This is a genomic window from Synechococcus sp. BO 8801, from assembly GCF_002252675.1.
Lineage (GTDB): Bacteria > Cyanobacteriota > Cyanobacteriia > PCC-6307 > Cyanobiaceae > Cyanobium.
In genome coordinates, this window is the sequence record NZ_NQKY01000004.1 from 134,102 (window position 1) to 150,403 (window position 16,302).

General features: G+C 71.5%; 19 protein-coding genes and 1 tRNA gene. 13 read left to right on the forward strand and 7 right to left on the reverse strand.

The genetic code is table 11. The features are described 5' to 3' along the window. Positions 1–12 precede the first annotated feature (12 nt). Both CJZ86_RS04985 and ychF read right to left on the reverse strand, forming a co-directional pair. Positions 13–903, reverse strand: a complete 891-nt coding sequence (locus tag CJZ86_RS04985; RefSeq protein WP_094584849.1) for an NAD(P)-dependent oxidoreductase — start codon at positions 901–903, stop codon at positions 13–15. 9 nt (positions 904–912) lie between these two features. Beyond that, entirely contained in the window at positions 913–2,004 is a 1,092-nt protein-coding gene (gene ychF / locus CJZ86_RS04990; RefSeq protein ID WP_094584850.1) for a redox-regulated ATPase YchF, read from the reverse strand. A 172-nt stretch (positions 2,005–2,176) separates the two neighbouring features. Between ychF and CJZ86_RS04995 the strand changes: the two genes are divergently transcribed. Then, positions 2,177–3,286 (forward strand): efflux RND transporter periplasmic adaptor subunit, encoded by a 1,110-nt coding sequence (locus CJZ86_RS04995; protein WP_233133850.1) that lies wholly within the window; start codon positions 2,177–2,179, stop codon positions 3,284–3,286. Here the strand turns inward: CJZ86_RS04995 and wecB are convergent. After that, entirely contained in the window at positions 3,283–4,401 is a 1,119-nt protein-coding gene (wecB, locus tag CJZ86_RS05000; RefSeq protein WP_094584851.1) for a non-hydrolyzing UDP-N-acetylglucosamine 2-epimerase, read from the reverse strand. The two genes, CJZ86_RS04995 and wecB, sit on opposite strands and share 4 nt — an antisense overlap. A gap of 282 nt (positions 4,402–4,683) precedes the next feature. On the opposite strand from wecB, the gene CJZ86_RS05005 reads away from it, so the two are divergent. Continuing rightward, a complete protein-coding gene (locus tag CJZ86_RS05005; RefSeq protein ID WP_094584852.1) occupies positions 4,684–5,763 on the forward strand; it encodes a type IV pilus twitching motility protein PilT in 1,080 nt (359 codons plus the stop codon). 56 nt (positions 5,764–5,819) lie between these two features. Here the strand turns inward: CJZ86_RS05005 and CJZ86_RS05010 are convergent, their stop codons facing one another. Further along, a complete protein-coding gene (locus CJZ86_RS05010; RefSeq protein ID WP_094584853.1) occupies positions 5,820–6,017 on the reverse strand; it encodes a high light inducible protein in 198 nt (65 codons plus the stop codon). Positions 6,018–6,056: 39 nt separating this feature from the next. Next, positions 6,057–7,112: a tRNA (adenosine(37)-N6)-threonylcarbamoyltransferase complex transferase subunit TsaD gene (gene tsaD / locus CJZ86_RS05015; RefSeq protein WP_094584854.1), complete on the reverse strand. Its 1,056-nt coding sequence runs from the start codon at positions 7,110–7,112 to the stop codon at positions 6,057–6,059. A gap of 73 nt (positions 7,113–7,185) precedes the next feature. On the opposite strand from tsaD, the gene CJZ86_RS05020 reads away from it, so the two are divergent. Then, the gene (locus CJZ86_RS05020; RefSeq protein WP_094584855.1) at positions 7,186–7,695 is read left to right on the forward strand and encodes a Photosystem I reaction center subunit III; all 510 of its coding nucleotides are present in this window, start codon (positions 7,186–7,188) and stop codon (positions 7,693–7,695) included. 11 nt (positions 7,696–7,706) lie between these two features. Beyond that, a complete protein-coding gene (locus tag CJZ86_RS05025; RefSeq protein WP_094584856.1) occupies positions 7,707–7,817 on the forward strand; it encodes a Photosystem I reaction center subunit IX in 111 nt (36 codons plus the stop codon). A gap of 104 nt (positions 7,818–7,921) precedes the next feature. Here the strand turns inward: CJZ86_RS05025 and gmk are convergent, their stop codons facing one another. Beyond that, on the reverse strand, positions 7,922–8,497 hold the full coding sequence (gmk, locus tag CJZ86_RS05030) for a guanylate kinase (protein WP_094584857.1): 576 nt from the start codon (positions 8,495–8,497) through the stop codon (positions 7,922–7,924). A 60-nt stretch (positions 8,498–8,557) separates the two neighbouring features. Between gmk and CJZ86_RS05035 the strand changes: the two genes are divergently transcribed. Next, complete coding sequence (locus CJZ86_RS05035; RefSeq protein WP_094584904.1) at positions 8,558–10,270, forward strand: Rqc2 family fibronectin-binding protein; 1,713 nt, start codon at positions 8,558–8,560, stop codon at positions 10,268–10,270. Continuing rightward, on the forward strand, positions 10,267–11,037 hold the full coding sequence (gene tatC, locus CJZ86_RS05040; protein WP_094584858.1) for a twin-arginine translocase subunit TatC: 771 nt from the start codon (positions 10,267–10,269) through the stop codon (positions 11,035–11,037). Before CJZ86_RS05035 ends, tatC begins: the two co-directional genes overlap by 4 nt. A 22-nt stretch (positions 11,038–11,059) precedes the next feature. On the opposite strand, the gene CJZ86_RS05045 is transcribed toward tatC, so the two are convergent. Then, complete coding sequence (locus tag CJZ86_RS05045; protein ID WP_233133851.1) at positions 11,060–11,389, reverse strand: DUF3067 family protein; 330 nt, start codon at positions 11,387–11,389, stop codon at positions 11,060–11,062. A 126-nt stretch (positions 11,390–11,515) separates the two neighbouring features. Here CJZ86_RS05045 and petC point away from each other — a divergent pair, with 126 nt between their 5' ends. The 7 genes from petC (at position 11,516) to CJZ86_RS05080 (ending at position 16,197) form a co-directional block, all read left to right on the forward strand. Then, positions 11,516–12,076, forward strand: a complete 561-nt coding sequence (petC, locus tag CJZ86_RS05050; RefSeq protein ID WP_094584860.1) for a cytochrome b6-f complex iron-sulfur subunit — start codon at positions 11,516–11,518, stop codon at positions 12,074–12,076. A 55-nt stretch (positions 12,077–12,131) separates the two neighbouring features. Continuing rightward, positions 12,132–13,073, forward strand: coding sequence for a cytochrome f (petA, locus tag CJZ86_RS05055; RefSeq protein ID WP_094584861.1), 942 nt, complete (start codon positions 12,132–12,134; stop codon positions 13,071–13,073). After that, positions 13,070–13,930 (forward strand): prolipoprotein diacylglyceryl transferase, encoded by an 861-nt coding sequence (gene lgt, locus CJZ86_RS05060; protein ID WP_094584862.1) that lies wholly within the window; start codon positions 13,070–13,072, stop codon positions 13,928–13,930. Before petA ends, lgt begins: the two co-directional genes overlap by 4 nt. After that, a complete protein-coding gene (gene cobM, locus CJZ86_RS05065; protein WP_094584863.1) occupies positions 13,927–14,691 on the forward strand; it encodes a precorrin-4 C(11)-methyltransferase in 765 nt (254 codons plus the stop codon). Before lgt ends, cobM begins: the two co-directional genes overlap by 4 nt. Beyond that, the gene (locus CJZ86_RS05070; RefSeq protein ID WP_094584864.1) at positions 14,688–15,269 is read left to right on the forward strand and encodes an alpha-ketoglutarate-dependent dioxygenase AlkB family protein; all 582 of its coding nucleotides are present in this window, start codon (positions 14,688–14,690) and stop codon (positions 15,267–15,269) included. Before cobM ends, CJZ86_RS05070 begins: the two co-directional genes overlap by 4 nt. An 82-nt stretch (positions 15,270–15,351) precedes the next feature. Continuing rightward, the gene (locus CJZ86_RS05075; protein ID WP_143594037.1) at positions 15,352–16,005 is read left to right on the forward strand and encodes a hypothetical protein; all 654 of its coding nucleotides are present in this window, start codon (positions 15,352–15,354) and stop codon (positions 16,003–16,005) included. Positions 16,006–16,125: 120 nt separating this feature from the next. Beyond that, positions 16,126–16,197: transfer RNA gene (locus CJZ86_RS05080), tRNA-Val, on the forward strand. Positions 16,198–16,302: the final 105 nt, after the last annotated feature.

A 16,302-nucleotide genomic window follows, 5' to 3' on the forward strand; every position in this document is an offset into this window, starting at 1 on the left:
AGCCAGGGCTGCTCACCGGGAGCCGGCGTTGAACCAGCGGGCCAGGGCCGACACGTCCTCGTCACCATGGCCCGCCGCGATCAGGTCGTCCTCCATCGCCGCCACCAGCTCGGCCACCGGCAGCCCCAGGCCCCCGGCGGCGGCGGCCTCCAGGGCGATCGCCAGATCCTTGCGATGCAGCCGCAGGCGGAACCCGAGCGGGAACTCGCCCCGCAGCATGGCGCCGCCGCGGTGCTCCAGGGCCCAGGAGCCGGCGGCCCCACCGAGCAGCGCCTGCCGCACCTCCTCCATCGGCAGGCCAAGCCGCTGCCCCAGGGCCAGGGCTTCGGCCACCGCCGCGTAGCTGCCTGCGACCAGCACCTGGTTGACGGCCTTCGCCGCCTGGCCCGCCCCCACCGGACCGATCGCCGTGATCGTGCGGCCAACGGCCTCCAGCAGCGGCCGGGCCCGCTCCAGGTCGGCGGCCGCTCCCCCCACCAGCACCGAGAGGGTGCCGGCTCTGGCCCCCTCGGTGCCGCCGGTCACCGGCTCATCCAGATAGGCCACACCGCGCTCGGCCAGGGCGGCGGCCATGGCCCGGGAGGTCTGCGGCGCGATGGTGGAGAAATCGACCACCAGGGCCCCGGGCGCCAGACCGGCCACGGCAGCGCCGTCACCGTCGCCCCCCTCACCCAGCAGCACCGCCGCCACCGCCGCGTCGTCGCTCAGGCAGAGGGCGAGCACCGCGGCGCCCCGGGCCGCCGCCGCCGGCGTGGCCGCCCGTGTGGCCCCGGCGACGGCCAGGGGCAGCTCGCGGTCACGGTGGCGGTTGTGGACCGTGAGCGCAAAGCCCTGGGCCAGCAGGTTGGCGGCCATCGGCGCGCCCAGGGCCCCGAGACCGATGAAACCGACGGGTGTGGCCACGGGGCGTCGTCAGACGTTGAACAGGAACTCCATCACATCCCCCTCGGCCACCACATACTCCTTGCCCTCGCTGCGCAGCCAGCCCCGGTTGCGGGCCTCGGCCAGGGTGCCGGCCTCCAGCAGCTGGGCGTAGGCGATGGTCTGGGCACGGATGAAGCCGCGCTCGAAATCGGTGTGGATCACACCGGCCGCCTGGGGGGCGGTCATGCCGGCGGTGATCGTCCAGGCCCGGGTCTCCTTCTCGCCGGTGGTGAAGTAGGTGCGCAGACCCAGCAGGCGATAGGTGGCGCGGATCAGGCTCTGCAGACCGCCCTCGCTCACCCCCAGCCCGGCCAGGTAGTCGGAGCGCTCCTCGGCGGCCAGATCCACCAGCTCGGCCTCCACCTGGGCGGAGATGCGCACCGCTTCGGCCCCCTCCCGGGCGGCCAGGGCCTCGACGGCGGCCACCCAGGCGTTGCCCTCCGCCAGGTCGTCCTCGCTGACGTTGGTGGCATAGATGATCGGCTTGCCGGTCAGCAGGCCCAGGTTGCGCACCAGGGCCTGCTCCTCCTCGGTCAGGGTCACCCGCCGCACGGCGCCGCCCTGCTCCAGTTCCGCCTGCAGCCGGGCCAGGGCGCCGTCCTCCGCGGCGGCCTCCTTGCTGGTGCGCATCTGTTTCTTGAGCCGCTCGCGCCGCTTCTCGATCTGGGCCAGATCCGCCAGGCCCAGTTCCAGGTTGATGATCTCGGCGTCCCGCACCGGGTCGACGCTGCCGGAGACGTGGATCACGTCGTCGTCCTCGAAGCAGCGCACCACGTGGACGATGGCATCGACTTCGCGGATGTTGGCCAGGAACTTGTTGCCGAGTCCCTCCCCCTGGCTCGCCCCCTGCACCAGCCCGGCGATGTCCACGAATTCGACGCGGGTCGGCACGATCTCCTTGGAACTGGAGAGATCGGAGAGCTTCTGCAGGCGCTCATCGGGAACCGCCACCACCCCCACGTTGGGCTCGATGGTGCAGAAGGGGAAGTTGGCCGCCTGGGCCTGGGCGTTGGCCACCAGGGCGTTGAAGAGGGTCGACTTGCCCACATTGGGCAGCCCGACGATTCCGGCTTTGAGCATGGGGGAAATGTAGGGGGCGCCCGGACGGGGGCCTTCGGTCTCCCGCCGTTCACAACCACCGCGCGGGCGCGCGAAACTATCCCAAGCGATCCGCCGGCCCATTCCCGCCATCACCCCCCTGCCGCCGGCCCCCGCTCCGACCCGGGAGGCGCCCCCGCCAGCCACTCCCGCGGTGAAGGGCCGGCGCCGCGGCCGCCGCCGCCGCCTCTGGATCGGCCTGGCGGTGGGCCTGGCCCTGCTCGCCACCGCCGGGCTCTGGCAGCGGCAGCGCCTGCAGGCCGGCCGCGACCTAGCCCCCTTCACCGTGGTGGCCCGCGAGGGCTCCCTGCCCGGGGTGATCACCGCCAGCGGCGAGCTCGATGCCGTCAAGCGGGTGAATGTCAGCCCCAAGCGGCAGGGGGTGCTGCTGGAGCTGATGGTCGACGAGGGCGACAGCGTGCGCCGGGGCCAGCCCCTGGCCCTGATGGATGACGGCGACCTGCGCGACCGGCTGATGGAACTGCAGGCCAACGTTCAGTCGGCGGAGTCGGAGCAGCGCCGCAGCGACAGCGAGCTGCGCCGCAACGAACCCCTGTTCCGCCAGGGGGCGATCAGCCTCGACACCATGAACCGCTTCCGTTCCGAGGCGGAGGTGCGGCGCCTGGCCACCGCCGCCGCCCGGCAACGGCTCCGCCAGCGCATGGTGGAGAAGGACGAGCTGATCGTGCGGGCCCCCTTCGACGGGGTGATCAGCCAGCGCTACGCCGAACCGGGCGCCTTCGTCACCCCCACCACCACCGCTTCGGCCACCGCCGGCGCCACCAGCTCCTCGATCGTGGAGCTCTCCGAAGGGCTGGAGGTGGTCGCCAAGGTGCCGGAAAGCGACATCGGCCGGCTGCGGGTGGGCCTGCCCGCCAGCGTGCGCGTCGATGCCTTCCCCGACCGTCGCTTCCAGGCCAGGGTGCGCCAGATCGCCCCGAGGGCGGTGAAGACCAACAACGTCACCTCCTTTGAGGTGAAGCTCCAGCTGACCGATCCGGCCCCGGAACTGCGCATCGGCATGACCGCCGACATCGACTTCCAGACCGGCACCCTTCAGGCCAGGACCGTGGTGCCCACCGTCGCCATCGTCACCGAGGACGGCCGGCCGGGGGTGCTGCTGGTGGGCAAGGGCCAGGAACCCACCTTCCAGCCCGTGGAGCTGGGGGCCAGCAGCGGCAAGGACACCCAGATCCTCTCGGGCCTGGAGAGCGGCACCCGGGTGTTCATCGACCTGCCCCCCTGGGCCAAGAAGCGCCCCTAGGTGGCGAGGCCCAGGTAGCGGCGCGCCGCCTCGACGATCCGGCCACTGGCCGCCCCGTCGCCGAAGGGGTTGTGGGCGTGGGCCATGGCCCCGTAGGCCTCCGGGTCCTCCAGGAGCCGGCTGCCCTCCGCCACGATCGCCTCGCTGTCGGTGCCGATCAGCTTCGCCGTGCCCGCCGCCACCGCCTCCGGCCGCTCGGTGGTGCGGCGCAGCACCAGCACGGGCTTGCCCAGGGCCGGGGCCTCCTCCTGCAGGCCACCCGAATCGGTGAGCAGCAGCGTGCAGCCGCGCATCGCCGCCACCAGGCGGTCGTAGTCGAGCGGCTCGATGAGGAAGGCGCGGGGGTGGGAGCCGAGCAGGGCCTGCAGGGGCTCCCGCACCGTGGGATTGCGGTGCAGCGGCAGCAGCAGGGCGGTGTCGGGGAAGCGTTCGAGCAGGGCGAGGAAGCCACGGCCGATGTCCTGGAGGCGCTCGCCCCAGTTCTCGCGGCGGTGCACGGTGGCCAGCAGCACCCGCTGGTTCTGCCAGTCGAGGCCGGGCAGGTCCCAGTCGGGGGCCGTGCTGGCCATGAGCAGCAGGGCATCAATGACCGTGTTGCCCGTGGTGAGGATCTCGCCCACCACCCCCGAGGCCCTCAGGTTCGCCGCCGACTGGGCCGTGGGGGCGAAGTGGAGGCGGGCCAGCTGGGAGATCAGGCGGCGGTTGGCTTCCTCGGGGAAGGGGTCGAGCAGGTCGTCGGTGCGCAGGCCGGCCTCCACGTGGCCGACGGGGATCTGTTCGTAGAAGGCGGCCAGGGCGCTGGCGAAGGCGGTGGTGGTGTCGCCCTGGACGAGCACGAGGTCGGGGCGGTGCTCCTCGAACTCCTGCTTCAGTCCCTGCAGGGCGGCGCAGGTGACGTGGGTGAGGGTCTGCTTCGGGGCCATCAGGGCCAGGTCATGGTCGGCGGTGAGGCCGAACAGATGCATCACCTGGGTGACCATCTCGCGATGCTGTCCGGTGAGGACGACGCGGGTGCGGAAGTCCTGCGACCGCTGGAAGGCCAGGATCACCGGAGCCAGCTTGATGGCCTCGGGGCGCGTGCCCAGAACGATGCTGACCAGAGGCTGTAGGGACACGGGCCGACGCGGATTGGACGATCCTAGGCAGCCTGGGTTCGCCACTCCCCGGCCAGGCGGGGCGCCGGTCGTCGCCCCGGTCCACAGATGCGAATCCGCCCCTAGGATCCCCCCGGAGCGTCACATTCGTGTCGGCGAATTCGCCCGCCTCATTCGACCAACGCCATCGATCAGCGGGACCGCCCCGCGCTCCAGCCGCGTTCCTCCATGCCCCAGGCCCCACCACCACCGCCCCCCGTGAGCCTGCAGGCAGGGGCTGCCCTTTCCGTCCAGGGCACGCCGATGTCGGACGATGGTGGAGCCCCGCCGACGCTCGAGCAGATCGTTCGGGTGGCCTTCGAACGGAATTTCTCCGACATCCACCTCGGCGTCGGTGAGGCGCCCCGGTTCCGCAGCCGCGGCGACATGATCCTCGCCGGTCTGGGCATGACTGATGGCAACACCTTCCGCGACTGGCTCCGGGAGATCCTGGAGCCGGCCCAGATCGATCGTTTCTTCCAGCAGAAGGAATACGACGGCTCCTATGCCTTCGGTTTCGTGCGGGTGCGGATCAACCTGCTCGAATCCCTACAGGGTCCGGCGATGGTCCTGCGGCTGATTCCCCAGGCCATTCCCACCATCGACGAGCTCAACCTGCCGCCGGTGCTCAAGGATCTGGCCCAGCGTCCCAAGGGCATGCTTCTGGTCACCGGCCCGACGGGCTCAGGCAAGAGCACCACCCTGGCCGCGGTGATCGACCACATCAACCGCACGATGAAGCGCCACATCCTCACCATCGAGGATCCGGTCGAATTCGTGCACCAGAGCCGCCAGTCCCTGATCCGCCAGCGGGAACTGGGCAGCCACACCCGCCACTTCAAGACGGCGCTCCGCGCCGCACTCCGGGAGGATCCGGACGTGATCCTGGTGGGGGAGATCCGCGACCAGGACACCCTCACCACCGCGATCGAAGCGTCCCAGACCGGACACCTGCTGCTGGGCACCCTGCACACCAACTCGGCCGTGCGCTCCGTCGAGCGGATGCTGGGTATGTATCCCCCCGACGAACAGGAGATCATCCGGCGATCGGTGGCCGATTCGCTGCTGGGGGTGATCTCCCAGGGCCTGATCAAGACGGTGGATGGCAAACGGGCGTCGTACCACGACGTCTTCATCAACACTGATGCCTGCAAGGACTACATCATGCGGGCCAATCTCGATGAGATTGAATCGATCATGGCCCGCAGCGGTTTCGACGGCATGATCACCTCCAACCAGTATCTCGCCAATCTGGTGTCCGCCGGCAGGGTCCACGCGGAAGATGCTCTCGCCGCCAGCCTCAGGCCCAGCGAACTGGCCCAGACGATGCGCGGGCGGACATGAACAGCAGATTTTCGGAAGACTGAGGACTGTGGGAGGGCGGAGAAACGGGCCGGAGCTCAGCCGCCGGCCAGCCGCACCAGCAGCAGAACTCCGAGGCCCACGGAAAGGCCGAGCATCGCCAGACGGCCGTTCCAGATCTCGGCCTGGGGGGTGAAACCACGGCGCCAGGCGTTGAGTTCCTGCTGGGACACGGGTTCCGTGTCGATGAGGGAGGTTTCGCCCTGCTCAATGGGCAGGGGGTTCGCGGGGGCCATGGGGCCAGACGGTAAGGCGATCCACCCACCTTAAGGGCATCAAAAGGGTGGCTGTGGCGCATAGAGCGAGCCCGCCTGCTCCAGGGGGAGCCGGGCCGCCACCCCCAGGCTGATCCCGCTGCGCCCCCCCGCCTCGAGCCGCTCGACCGCCGCCAGGCCCACCATGGCGGCGTTGTCGGTGCAGTAGGCCAGGGGCGCGACGCGCCAGGAGAGGCCGCGGGCGGCGGTCGCCTCCGCCATCAGGCGGCGCAGGCGCCGGTTGGCGGCCACGCCCCCCACCAGCACCACCGTCTCCAGGCCCGCCTCGACGGCACAGCGGCAGCTGCGCTCCACCAGCACCTCGGCCACCCCCTGCTCGAAGCTCGCCGCCAGGTCGGCCACTGGCAGGGGAACGCCCTCGCCAGCGAGCCGCTGCACCTGGCGCAGCACCGCCGTCTTGAGGCCGCTGAAGCTGAAGTCGTAGGGATGGAAGCCCCCTTCGGGAAGGGAGACCCTTCCCTTGGGGAAGCGGAAACGACCGGAGTCGCCACCGGCCGCCGCCGCCTCGATGGCGGGCCCACCCGGGTAGCCCAGCCCGAGCAGCCGGGCCACCTTGTCGAAGCATTCTCCGGCCGCATCGTCGCGGCTGCGGCCCAGGCGGGTGTAGGCCCCGGGACCATCGACGCGGATCAGCTCGGTGTGGCCGCCGCTGACCAGCAGCACGAGGTAGGGACCCGCCGGCAGGGGGTCGCCCAGGTGCACCGAGCACAGATGCCCCTCCAGGTGGTGCACCCCCAGGAAGGGCTTGCCATGCAGCCGCGCCAGGGTGCGGGCCGTGACCGACCCCACCAGCAGGGCCCCGGCCAGGCCGGGGGCGACCGTGGCGGCGACGGCATCGAGATCGGCCATGGCCAGACCGCTCTCCTCCAGCACCCGGGCGATCAGGGCCGGCAGCGCCTCCACGTGGCGGCGCGAGGCGATCTCCGGCACCACCCCGCCCCAGCGGGCGTGCTCCTCCATCTGGGAGGCCACGGCCCCCGCCAGCACCCGCCGACCGGCCACGATCGCCGCCGCTGACTCGTCACAACTTGTTTCGAGGGCCAGAACCGTGCGCATGCTCCCTGGGGAGCTCCCCTACTGTCCGCACGAGCCATCCTGCCCCGCGGCAGTTCCCCCGCGGCCCCTCTCCATGCGCCGTCTTCTCTCCAGTCGTTCCTTCGCCATCCGGGCCTTCGCCCTGGTGGCGTCCGTGTTCCTGCTCTTCGGCTTCGCCCCCTCGGCCCGGGCCGACATCGGCGGACTCACCCCCTGCAGCGAGACCCCCCGCTTCCAGCAGCGCGCCGCCGCTGCGAAAACGGATCAGGCCAAGGCCCGCTTCGCGTATTACGGGGAGGCCCTGTGTGGCACCGATGGCCTGCCCCACCTGATCACGGATGGCCGCTGGAGCCACGCCGGTGACTTCACGATTCCCGGCCTGCTCTTTCTGTACATCGCCGGCACGATCGGCTGGGCCGGCCGTGGCTACCTGATCGCCATTCGCGGCAGCAAGGACGCCACCATGCGTGAAATCCAGATCGATCTGCCCCTGGCCTTCAAGACCACCCTGGCCGCCGCCGTCTGGCCCCTGGCGGCTCTCAAGGAGTTCACCAGCGGAGCCCTGGTGGAATCCGACTCCAAAGTCACCGTTTCCCCCCGCTGATTCCAAGAGCCATGAAGAAATTCCTCACCACCGCTCCCGTCGTGGCCGCCGTCTGGTTCACCCTCACCGCCGGCATCACGATCGAGGTCTTCCGCTTCTTCCCGGATCTGATCATTCACTGACCCTGAAGCCAGCGACAGGGCTGACCCCCAGTGCGGCAGCCCAATCCACCCTGCGGCCCTTGAAGGGCCGCTTTTTTCATGGCGGCACGAACCTGGCGGTGCTGTCAGACGGCGTCGCGAAATCCCAGCAGCCGCTCCAGTTCCTGCAGGGCCAGGTCAAGGTCGCCGTTGACCAGCACGGCATCGAACTCCGCCTCGGCCGTGAGCTCCTGGCGTGCCCGCGCCAGCCGCCGCGTGATCGCCTCGTCGCTGTCGGTGCCGCGGCCGCGGATGCGGCGCTCCAGTTCCTCGAAGCTGGGCGGCTTGATCAGCAACTGGAAAGCCGCTGGAAAGGTGCGCCTGACCTGGCGGGCGCCCTCCAGCTCGATCTCCAGCAGCACCGGACGCCCCTGGGCGAGCTGGGCCTCCACCGGGGGCCGGGGGGTGCCGTAGAGATGGCCCGCGAACTCGGCCCACTCCAGGAAGCCCCCGCTGGCCACCTGGGCCTCGAAGTCTGGGCGCGTCAGGAAGAAGTAGTGCTGCCCGTCGATCTCACCGGGACGGGGCGAGCGGGTGGTGGCCGAGACGGACAGCCACAGGGCAGGGTGCCGCTGCAGCAGCCGGGCCACGAGGGTCCCCTTGCCCACCCCGCTGGGGCCGGTGATCACCGTGAGCCGGCCGCTGGAGGGGGGGGAGTCCATGGATGACTGGCGCTGGGGCGCACAGTAGGGGTGGACCGCTCTGAGGCGACAGAGGAGGCGATGGCCCCATCCCCGTCCATCCAGGCCATGGATGTGACCAGCCTGCGGGCCGTGCTGGCCGAGATGCGCCGCGGCCTTTTGCCCAGCCGTTTCGAGAAGGCCCAGCAGCCCGACGCCCACCGCCTGCAGCTGGGCCTGCGCAGCCTGCGGGGCACCCTCTGGCTGGAGCTCAGCTGGCTGGCGGAGGCCCCGCGCCTGCTGGTGGTCGAGCCGCCCCTGAAGCAGGGGGAGGGCAGCACCCTGGCCCAGCAGCTGCAGCACGGCCTGCGGGGCCTGGCCCTGGTGAGCCTGGAGCAGCAGGGCTGGGAGCGGGTGGTGGCCCTGGGCTTCGCCCCCAGGCCCGGCGAGCCGATCCGGAGGCAGCTGGTGCTGGAGCTGATGGGGCGCCACAGCAACCTGTTCCTGCTCGACGAGGACCAGCGGGTGATCGCCCTGGCCCGCCAGGTGCGCCAGGACCGGTCGCGGCTGCGGCCGATCGGCACCGGCGATCCCTACCAGCCGCCACCGCCCATGGCCGGCGAACCGCCCCGGCTGGAGGAGGAGGTCGCCTCCTGGCGGCGGCGCCTCGGCCTTCTGCCCCAGACCGTCGGCGAGGCCCTGATGGGCGCCTACCAGGGGGTCGGCCCGGCCCTGGCCCGCCAGCTGGCGCAGGAGGGGCTGGCCCGGCCGGTGCAGAGCCTGGAGGCGGAGGCGTGGCAGCAGCTCTGGCACCGCTGGCAGCTCTGGCTGGAGACGGTGGCCGAGGAGCGCTTCCAGCTGGACTGGGGCGGCCCCAGCGACTACCGCTGCTGGGACCCCGAAGGGCCGACCGACGACGACGACGACTACGACGACTGGGCGATCAACCGGGGGCTGGCGGGCTACTACGCCGATCGCCTGGGGAGCCGGGAGCTGGAGCAGCGGCGGGCGAGCCTGCGGCAGCGGCTGCTGAACGCCGCGGCCCGGGAGCGCCGCAACGCCGACCAGCAGCAGGGCCTGCTGGAGGCCGTGCCCGGCAGTGACGCGATGCAGCACCGGGCGGACGGCCTGCTCAGCCTGCCGTCGCCATCGCGGGAGGAGATCGACGAAGCCCAGCGGCTGTACCGCCGGGCCCGCAAGCTGCGCCGTTCGGTCGCCGCGATCACCCCGCGGCTGGAGCTGCATCAGCAACGGCTGGCCGCCATCGAAGCCAGCCTCACCTTCCTGGAGCAGGCAGAGAACGGAGCCCAGCTGGCCGCCGTGGAGGAGGACCTCCCCGTCCTGCTGCCCGCCCGGGAGGGCCAGGGGCCCGGGCCGTCCCGGCGGGTCCGTCGCGGCGCGGCCGGCGGCGCTCCGGCCCCGCTGGAACTGCGCAGCAGCGGTGGCCTGCGGCTGCAGGTGGGCCGCAACCATCGCCAGAACGAATGGATCAGCCTGCAGCAGGCCCGGCGCGGCGACCTCTGGTTCCATGCCCAGGAGTGTCCGGGCAGCCACGTGGTGCTCAAGGGCTCGGAGGGCACCCCCAGCGACGCGGACCTGCGGGAGGCGGCCGACCTGGCGGCCCACTTCAGCCGCGGCCGGGCCAACGGCCGGGTGCCGGTGGTGATGGTGCCGACCACGGATCTGCAGCGCATCGCCGGCGCCGGCCCCGGCACGGTGCGTCACCGGGGGGGCGAGGTGCTGTGGGCGGTGCCCGAACGGGCCGCAGGTCTGCTGGCCGCGCCCCCTAGGCTGCCGGGAACGGAACAGCCATGAGCGACCCCATCCCCGAGGACACCTTCCCCGGCGAGTTCCCCGGCGAGGTGCACATGAGCCTGGTGGAGCACCTCGAGGAGCTCCGCAGGCGGGTGCTGCGCAGCCTGCTGGCGGTGGTGGTCGGCGCCGCCGCCTGCCTGCTGGCGGTGCGGCCCCTGGTGCGGCTGCTGGAGGTGCCGGCCGAGGGGATCCGCTTCCTGCAGCTGGCCCCGGGTGAATTCCTGTTCGTGTCGCTGAAGGTGGCCGGCTATGCGGGGCTCACCCTGGCCCTGCCCTACGTGATCTTCGAGGTTCTGGCCTTCGTGCTGCCGGGGCTGACCCGGCGGGAGCGGCGGCTGGTGGCCCCGGCCGTCGCCGGCTCGACGGTGCTGTTCGCGGCCGGTCTGGCCTTCGCCTGGTGGGCCCTGGTGCCGGCCGCCCTGCGCTTCCTGGTGTCCTACGGGGCCGATGTGGTGGAGCCGATCTGGTCGATCGAGCGCTATCTCGACTTCGTGCTGCTGCTGATGGTGGCCACGGCCCTCGCCTTCCAGCTGCCGGTGCTGCAGCTGCTGCTGGGCGCCCTGGGGCTGATCGACTGGCGCACCATGCTGGGAGCCTGGCGCTGGGTGGTGCTGGTGGCGGCCCTGGCCGGGGCGGTGCTGACCCCCTCCACCGACCCGATCACGATGCTGCTTCTCACCGGGGCGATCACGGCGCTTTACCTGCTGGGGGTGGCCCTGGTGGCCCTGGCCGAGGGGCTGCGGCCCTCCCCCTCCCCCTCCACCTGAACGGCCGGCGCCCGGCCGGGCCTCAGAGCATGAACTCGCTGGCGCGCCCCGCCGGCAGCTCCAGGGGCAGGGACAGGGCCTTGCCCAGCCGGGGCCTGTCGTTGGTGGTCCGCAGCCACTGGCGCACCTGGGACGCCACCCCGAGGCCGTTGAGGGAGCCCACCAGCTCCTCGAGATGGGCCTCGTAGGCCTCGCGGGTGAGCGGGAACGACTGCTGCTCGAGATAGCCCCACATCACATGGAGATAGAGGCGGCCGCGACGCTGGACCAGCTGCAGGTCATAGGAGGCCTGCCAGCGGCTGCGCAGCAGCTCCAGCAGTTCCTCCCGCCGCAGCGGTTCCGGTGAGGTCATGGCGGACGGCGCACTCCACAACAGCATGTTGCAGCCGGTCTCGGCCGGGTGCGGCTCGGACCCGGGGCGGGAAGGGCAAGGTTCATAATGGGCGCCACGTCAATCGGTCACACCGCGCCGTTCCCTATGACCCAGATCCCTGCGGCCTCTTCGAACGGCGGTGCCTCTGGTGATGTGCCCGGCATGGGCCGCCGCCAGTTCATGAACCTGCTGACCTTCGGCTCCGTCACGGGGGTGGCCCTGGGTGCCCTCTACCCGGTGGTGAACTACTTCATCCCGCCGAAGGCCGCCGGCAGCGGTGGCGGCGTCACCGCCAAGGACGAGCTGGGCAACAGCGTGACCGCCACCGGCTGGCTGGCCACCCACAAGGAAGGCGACCGCAGCCTGGTGCAGGGTCTCAAGGGTGACCCCACTTACCTGCTGGTCGAGGGCGGCGAGGCCATCGGCGACTACGGCATCAACGCCATCTGCACCCACCTGGGTTGCGTGGTGCCCTGGAACAGCGGCGCCAACCGCTTCATCTGCCCCTGCCACGGCAGCCAGTACGACGCCACCGGCAAGGTGGTGCGCGGCCCGGCGCCCCTCTCCCTGGCCCTGGCCCACGTCAGCGTCGAGAACGACAACGTGTTCCTCAGCCAGTGGACCGAAACCGACTTCCGCACGGGCGAAAAGGCCTGGTGGGCCTGATCGGCGCCTGAATCCCTCCCCGTTCTCCTCTCCGACGCCCGCCACCTCCACCCCCATGCGCCGCTTCCTCTCCCCCCTGTTCGGCACCCTGCTCACCCTCAGCCTGTCGCTGGGCGTGGTGCTCCTGGGGGCCAGCCCCAGCTGGGCCTACCCCTTCTGGGCCCAGCAGAACTACGCCACCCCGCGTGAGGCCACGGGCAAGATCGTCTGCGCCAACTGCCACCTGGCCAAGAAGGCCACCCGGGTGGAAGTTCCCCAGGCGGTGTTCCCCGACACGGTGTTCAAGGCGGTGGTCGAAATCCCCTACGACACCTCGGTGCAGCAGGTCTCCGGTAACGGCAGCCCCGCCGGCCTGAACGTGGGCGCGGTGGTGATGCTCCCCGACGGCTTCACCCTGGCCCCCCAGGACCGCCTCAGCGATGAGCTCAAGGAGGAGACCGCCGGCATCTACTACACCCAGTACAGCGACGACCAGCCCAACATCCTTCTGGTGGGCCCCCTCCCCGGTGACCAGCACCAGGAGATCGTCTTCCCGATCCTTTCCCCCGACCCGGCCACCGACAGCGCCATCCACTTCGGCAAGTACCAGGTCCACGTCGGAGCCAACCGCGGCCGCGGCCAGGTGACCCCTGAGGGTGAGAAGACCAACAACACCGTCTACACCGCCCCGGCGGCCGGCACGGTCAGCGCCATCAGCACCGACGCCAACGGCGCCACCGTGGTGGAGATCACCGACGCCGCCGGCAGCGTCACCGAGACGGTGCCCGCCGGGCCCACCCTGACCGTCGCCGTCGGCGACGCCGTCGAGGCCGGCGCACCGATCACCAACGACCCCAACGTCGGTGGCTTCGGCCAGATCGACGCCGAGGTGGTGCTTCAGAACCCGGTGCGCATCTATGGCCTGCTGGCCTTCTTCGCCGCCGTGGCCCTCGCCCAGATCATGCTGGTGCTCAAGAAGCGCCAGATCGAGAAGGTCCAGGCGGCGGAGGGCTTCTGAGCCTTCCTCTCGGCCTCTTCACCTCCCCGGGACCCCTGATCTTCCAGCTGGGTCCCGTTTCCGTTCGCTGGTACGGCCTGCTCATCGCCCTGGCGGTCCTGCTGGGTCTGCTGCTGGCCACCCGGCTGGGCCGCCTCAGGGGCATCGACCCGGCCCTGATCGCCGACCTGCTGCCCCTGATGGTGCTCGGGGCCGTCGTGGGTGCCCGGATCTACTACGTGGCCCTGGAATGGCGCCAGTACCGCAGTGACTGGTCCGATGTCTTCGCCATCTGGCGCGGCGGCATCGCCATCCACGGCGCCCTGATCGGCGGCACGCTGGTGACGGTGCTCTTCTGCCGCTGGCGCCGCCAGGCCTTCTGGCCGCTGCTGGATGTGCTCGTGCCCGCCGTGGCACTGGGCCAGGCGATTGGACGCTGGGGCAACTTCTTCAACTCCGAGGCCTTCGGCCTGCCCACCAACCTCCCCTGGGCCCTGACGATTCCCATGGCCAACCGGCCGCAGGAGTTCCTCGAGCAGGCGTCGTTCCATCCCACCTTCCTGTACGAGTCGCTCTGGAACCTGGGGGTCTGCGCCCTGCTCCTGGTCCTGTTCCGCCTCGGCGGCAGCGGCCGCCTGCGGCTGCCGGCCGGTGCCCTGAGCTGCGTCTACCTGATGGCCTACAGCAGCGGCCGCCTCTGGATCGAGGGGCTGCGGCTCGATCCCCTCTGCCTGTTCTCCCAGCCCCCCTTCTGCAGCGGCGGCCTGCGCATGGCCCAGCTGATGAGCCTGCTGCTGATCCTGCTGGGGGGGGCGGGCCTGCTCTGGCTCTACCGCTTCCGCCGTCCCCTCCCCGACCCCTCCGGCCTGACCGCATGACAGCCACCGTCCAGATCGTGGGAGCCGGTCCCGGCGCCCCGGACCTGCTCACCCTCCGGGCCGCGCGGGCCATCGAATCGGCCCAGGTGCTGGTCTGGACCGACTCCCTGGTGAATCCCCAGATCGCCGCCCTGGCGCCGCCGGGCTGCGAGAGCGTCCGCACCAGCACCCTCACCCTCGAGGAGGTGATGGCCGTGGTGCTGGAGCGGGCCCAGGCGGGGCAGCGGGTGGTGCGCCTCCATGACGGCGATCCCTGCCTCTACGGCGCCCTGCAGGAGCAGATCTGCCGGCTGGCCGACGCCGGGCTGGCCGTGGAGGTGGTGCCGGGCCTGAGCGCCTACCAGGCCACAGCCGCCGCCCTGGGGGCCGAGCTGACCATCCCCGGCCGGGTGCAGACGATCGTGCTGAGCCGGGCGGGCGGACGCACCGGCACGCCGGAGCGGGAATCCCTGGCCCGGCTCGCCGCCCTGCAGGCCTCCCTGTGCCTTTACCTCAGCGCCCGCCATGTGGAGGAGGTGCAGGGGGAACTCCTGCAGCACTACCCGGCGGACACCCCCGTGGCCATCGGCTACCGGGTCAGCTGGCCCGACCAGTGGCTCACGGTGGTGCCCCTCGAGGCGATGGCCCGGGTCAGCCGCGAGCGGAACCTGATCCGCACCACCCTCTACGTGGTGAGTCCGGCCCTGCGGGACGCCGGCGGGGCCCGTTCCCTGCTCTATTCCGCCAGCCACAACCACCTCTTCCGCGGCGGCGCCGAGTGACGGCGGCGGCCCCCCGCCTGCGCCACTGGCGGGGTTGGGTGGGGGCCGCGGAGGCCGATGGCTGGCTGCGGACCCTGCTGGAGGAGGTGCCCTGGAAGCAGGAGTCCATCACCGTCTACGGCCGCCGCCACGCCATGCCCCGCCTCACCTGCTGGATGGCCGATCCGGGCTGCGGCTACCGCTACTCGGGCCTGGACAACGCCATCGAGCCCTGGACCCCCCTCACCGGCGCCATCCGCCGGCGTGTGGGGGAGGCCGCCATGCGGGACTTCAATTCCCTGCTGCTGAATCTCTACCGCGACGGCCGCGATGCCATGGGCTGGCACGCCGATGACGAGGCCGAGCTCGACCCTGAGGCACCGATCGCCTCCCTGAGCCTGGGGGCGAGCCGCACCCTGCGCTTCCGCCCCCGCCAGCGGGGCACCGCCCCGACCCTGGCGGTGGAACTGGACCACGGGGACCTGCTGCTGATGGACCCGCCCACCCAGCGCCACTGGCAGCACGGACTGCCGCGGCGGCTGAAGGTGGGCGCCCCCCGGCTCAACCTGACCTTCCGGGTGGTGCGAGTGCCGCCGTAGGGGGCGGCTGCGTCGACCATCGGAGCGCCGGGGCGGTGGCGACAATGGATGCGGTGTGCCTCCGAGGGGCGTTTCGAGGGCGATGGCCAGTTCCCGTGGAAGCCGAGTCCGGACGTTGCTGCCGGTGCTGCTGGGCCTGACCCTGCTGGCCGGTGGCTGCCAGGGGGCCGGGGTGAGTGAGGCCGGCCAGGAGCGCTGCCGCCGGCTCAGCGCCGCCGCCGGCGATCCGTTCAGGGCGGCCCTGAGCTACTTCCGCTGCCTGCCCGGCACGGACCGCAGCCTGGCGATGGAGCGGGCGGCGATGGAGAAGGCGGCGGCCGCCCGGCGCGAGGCCCTCGACAGCTGCCGCCGGCGTCAGGGGAGGATCGCCACCCTGATGGAGTCCCTGCGCAACGCCGAACAGGAGCTGGCGGCGGCGCGCAACAGCCCCTTCCGCCCCAGCGTGGCGCCCCCCCAGCCCCTGGACGACGGCAGGGAATCCCGGTACCGCCCGGAGGACCAGCGCCTCGACCGCGAACGCTACGAGGAGGCCCTCGGGGCCTGGGAGCAGCAGGTGGCCGGCGAGCGGGCCCGGTGGCTCCAGCGGCGGGAGGCCCGCATCACCGCCGCCCAGGACCGCCTCGACCGGGACGCCCAGGCCCTGAGGGACCTGCAGCCCGATCTGTTCACCGGGCCGGCGAGCATCGAATTCAATCCCGTGGCGGTCAGCCGGGTGCGCACTGGCTGCAGCAGCTAGCCGGCATTTGACAGTGAGTTCGGCGACCGTGTAGGAGGGTTCTGGCCCACGGGCCGGGCCGGAACCCTCAGCCGCAGGAAGAATCACTTTCAGCGTCGAAGAGGTGTCGGCCGCAATGACGGGCGATTAGCACAGCGGTAGCGCACTTCCTTCACACGGAAGGGGTCACTGGTTCGAATCCAGTATCGCCCATGTCTTTCCTCCGGTTTCTGCACCGGTAAGGTCCCCAGCGACGGGTGCTGGTCTCGATCCGGACCGCTCGTCATACTGCTGGCTACGCAGCGCTTCAGGAGACAC

Bases quoted from the DNA above. Each gene is read 5' to 3' on its own strand.
- ychF (WP_094584850.1), bottom strand. From the start codon at position 2,004: ATGCTCAAAGCCGGAATCGTCGGGCTGCCCAATGTGGGCAAGTCGACC.
- CJZ86_RS05005 (WP_094584852.1), top strand. From the start codon at position 4,684: ATGTCGGACGATGGTGGAGCCCCGCCGACGCTCGAGCAGATCGTTCGG.
- CJZ86_RS05010 (WP_094584853.1), bottom strand. From the start codon at position 6,017: ATGGCCCCCGCGAACCCCCTGCCCATTGAGCAGGGCGAAACCTCCCTC.
- tsaD (WP_094584854.1), bottom strand. From the start codon at position 7,112: ATGCGCACGGTTCTGGCCCTCGAAACAAGTTGTGACGAGTCAGCGGCG.
- CJZ86_RS05020 (WP_094584855.1), top strand. From the start codon at position 7,186: ATGCGCCGTCTTCTCTCCAGTCGTTCCTTCGCCATCCGGGCCTTCGCC.
- CJZ86_RS05025 (WP_094584856.1), top strand. From the start codon at position 7,707: ATGAAGAAATTCCTCACCACCGCTCCCGTCGTGGCCGCCGTCTGGTTC.
- gmk (WP_094584857.1), bottom strand. From the start codon at position 8,497: ATGGACTCCCCCCCCTCCAGCGGCCGGCTCACGGTGATCACCGGCCCC.
- CJZ86_RS05035 (WP_094584904.1), top strand. From the start codon at position 8,558: ATGGCCCCATCCCCGTCCATCCAGGCCATGGATGTGACCAGCCTGCGG.
- tatC (WP_094584858.1), top strand. From the start codon at position 10,267: ATGAGCGACCCCATCCCCGAGGACACCTTCCCCGGCGAGTTCCCCGGC.
- CJZ86_RS05045 (WP_233133851.1), bottom strand. From the start codon at position 11,389: ATGACCTCACCGGAACCGCTGCGGCGGGAGGAACTGCTGGAGCTGCTG.
- petC (WP_094584860.1), top strand. From the start codon at position 11,516: ATGACCCAGATCCCTGCGGCCTCTTCGAACGGCGGTGCCTCTGGTGAT.
- petA (WP_094584861.1), top strand. From the start codon at position 12,132: ATGCGCCGCTTCCTCTCCCCCCTGTTCGGCACCCTGCTCACCCTCAGC.
- cobM (WP_094584863.1), top strand. From the start codon at position 13,927: ATGACAGCCACCGTCCAGATCGTGGGAGCCGGTCCCGGCGCCCCGGAC.
- CJZ86_RS05075 (WP_143594037.1), top strand. From the start codon at position 15,352: ATGGCCAGTTCCCGTGGAAGCCGAGTCCGGACGTTGCTGCCGGTGCTG.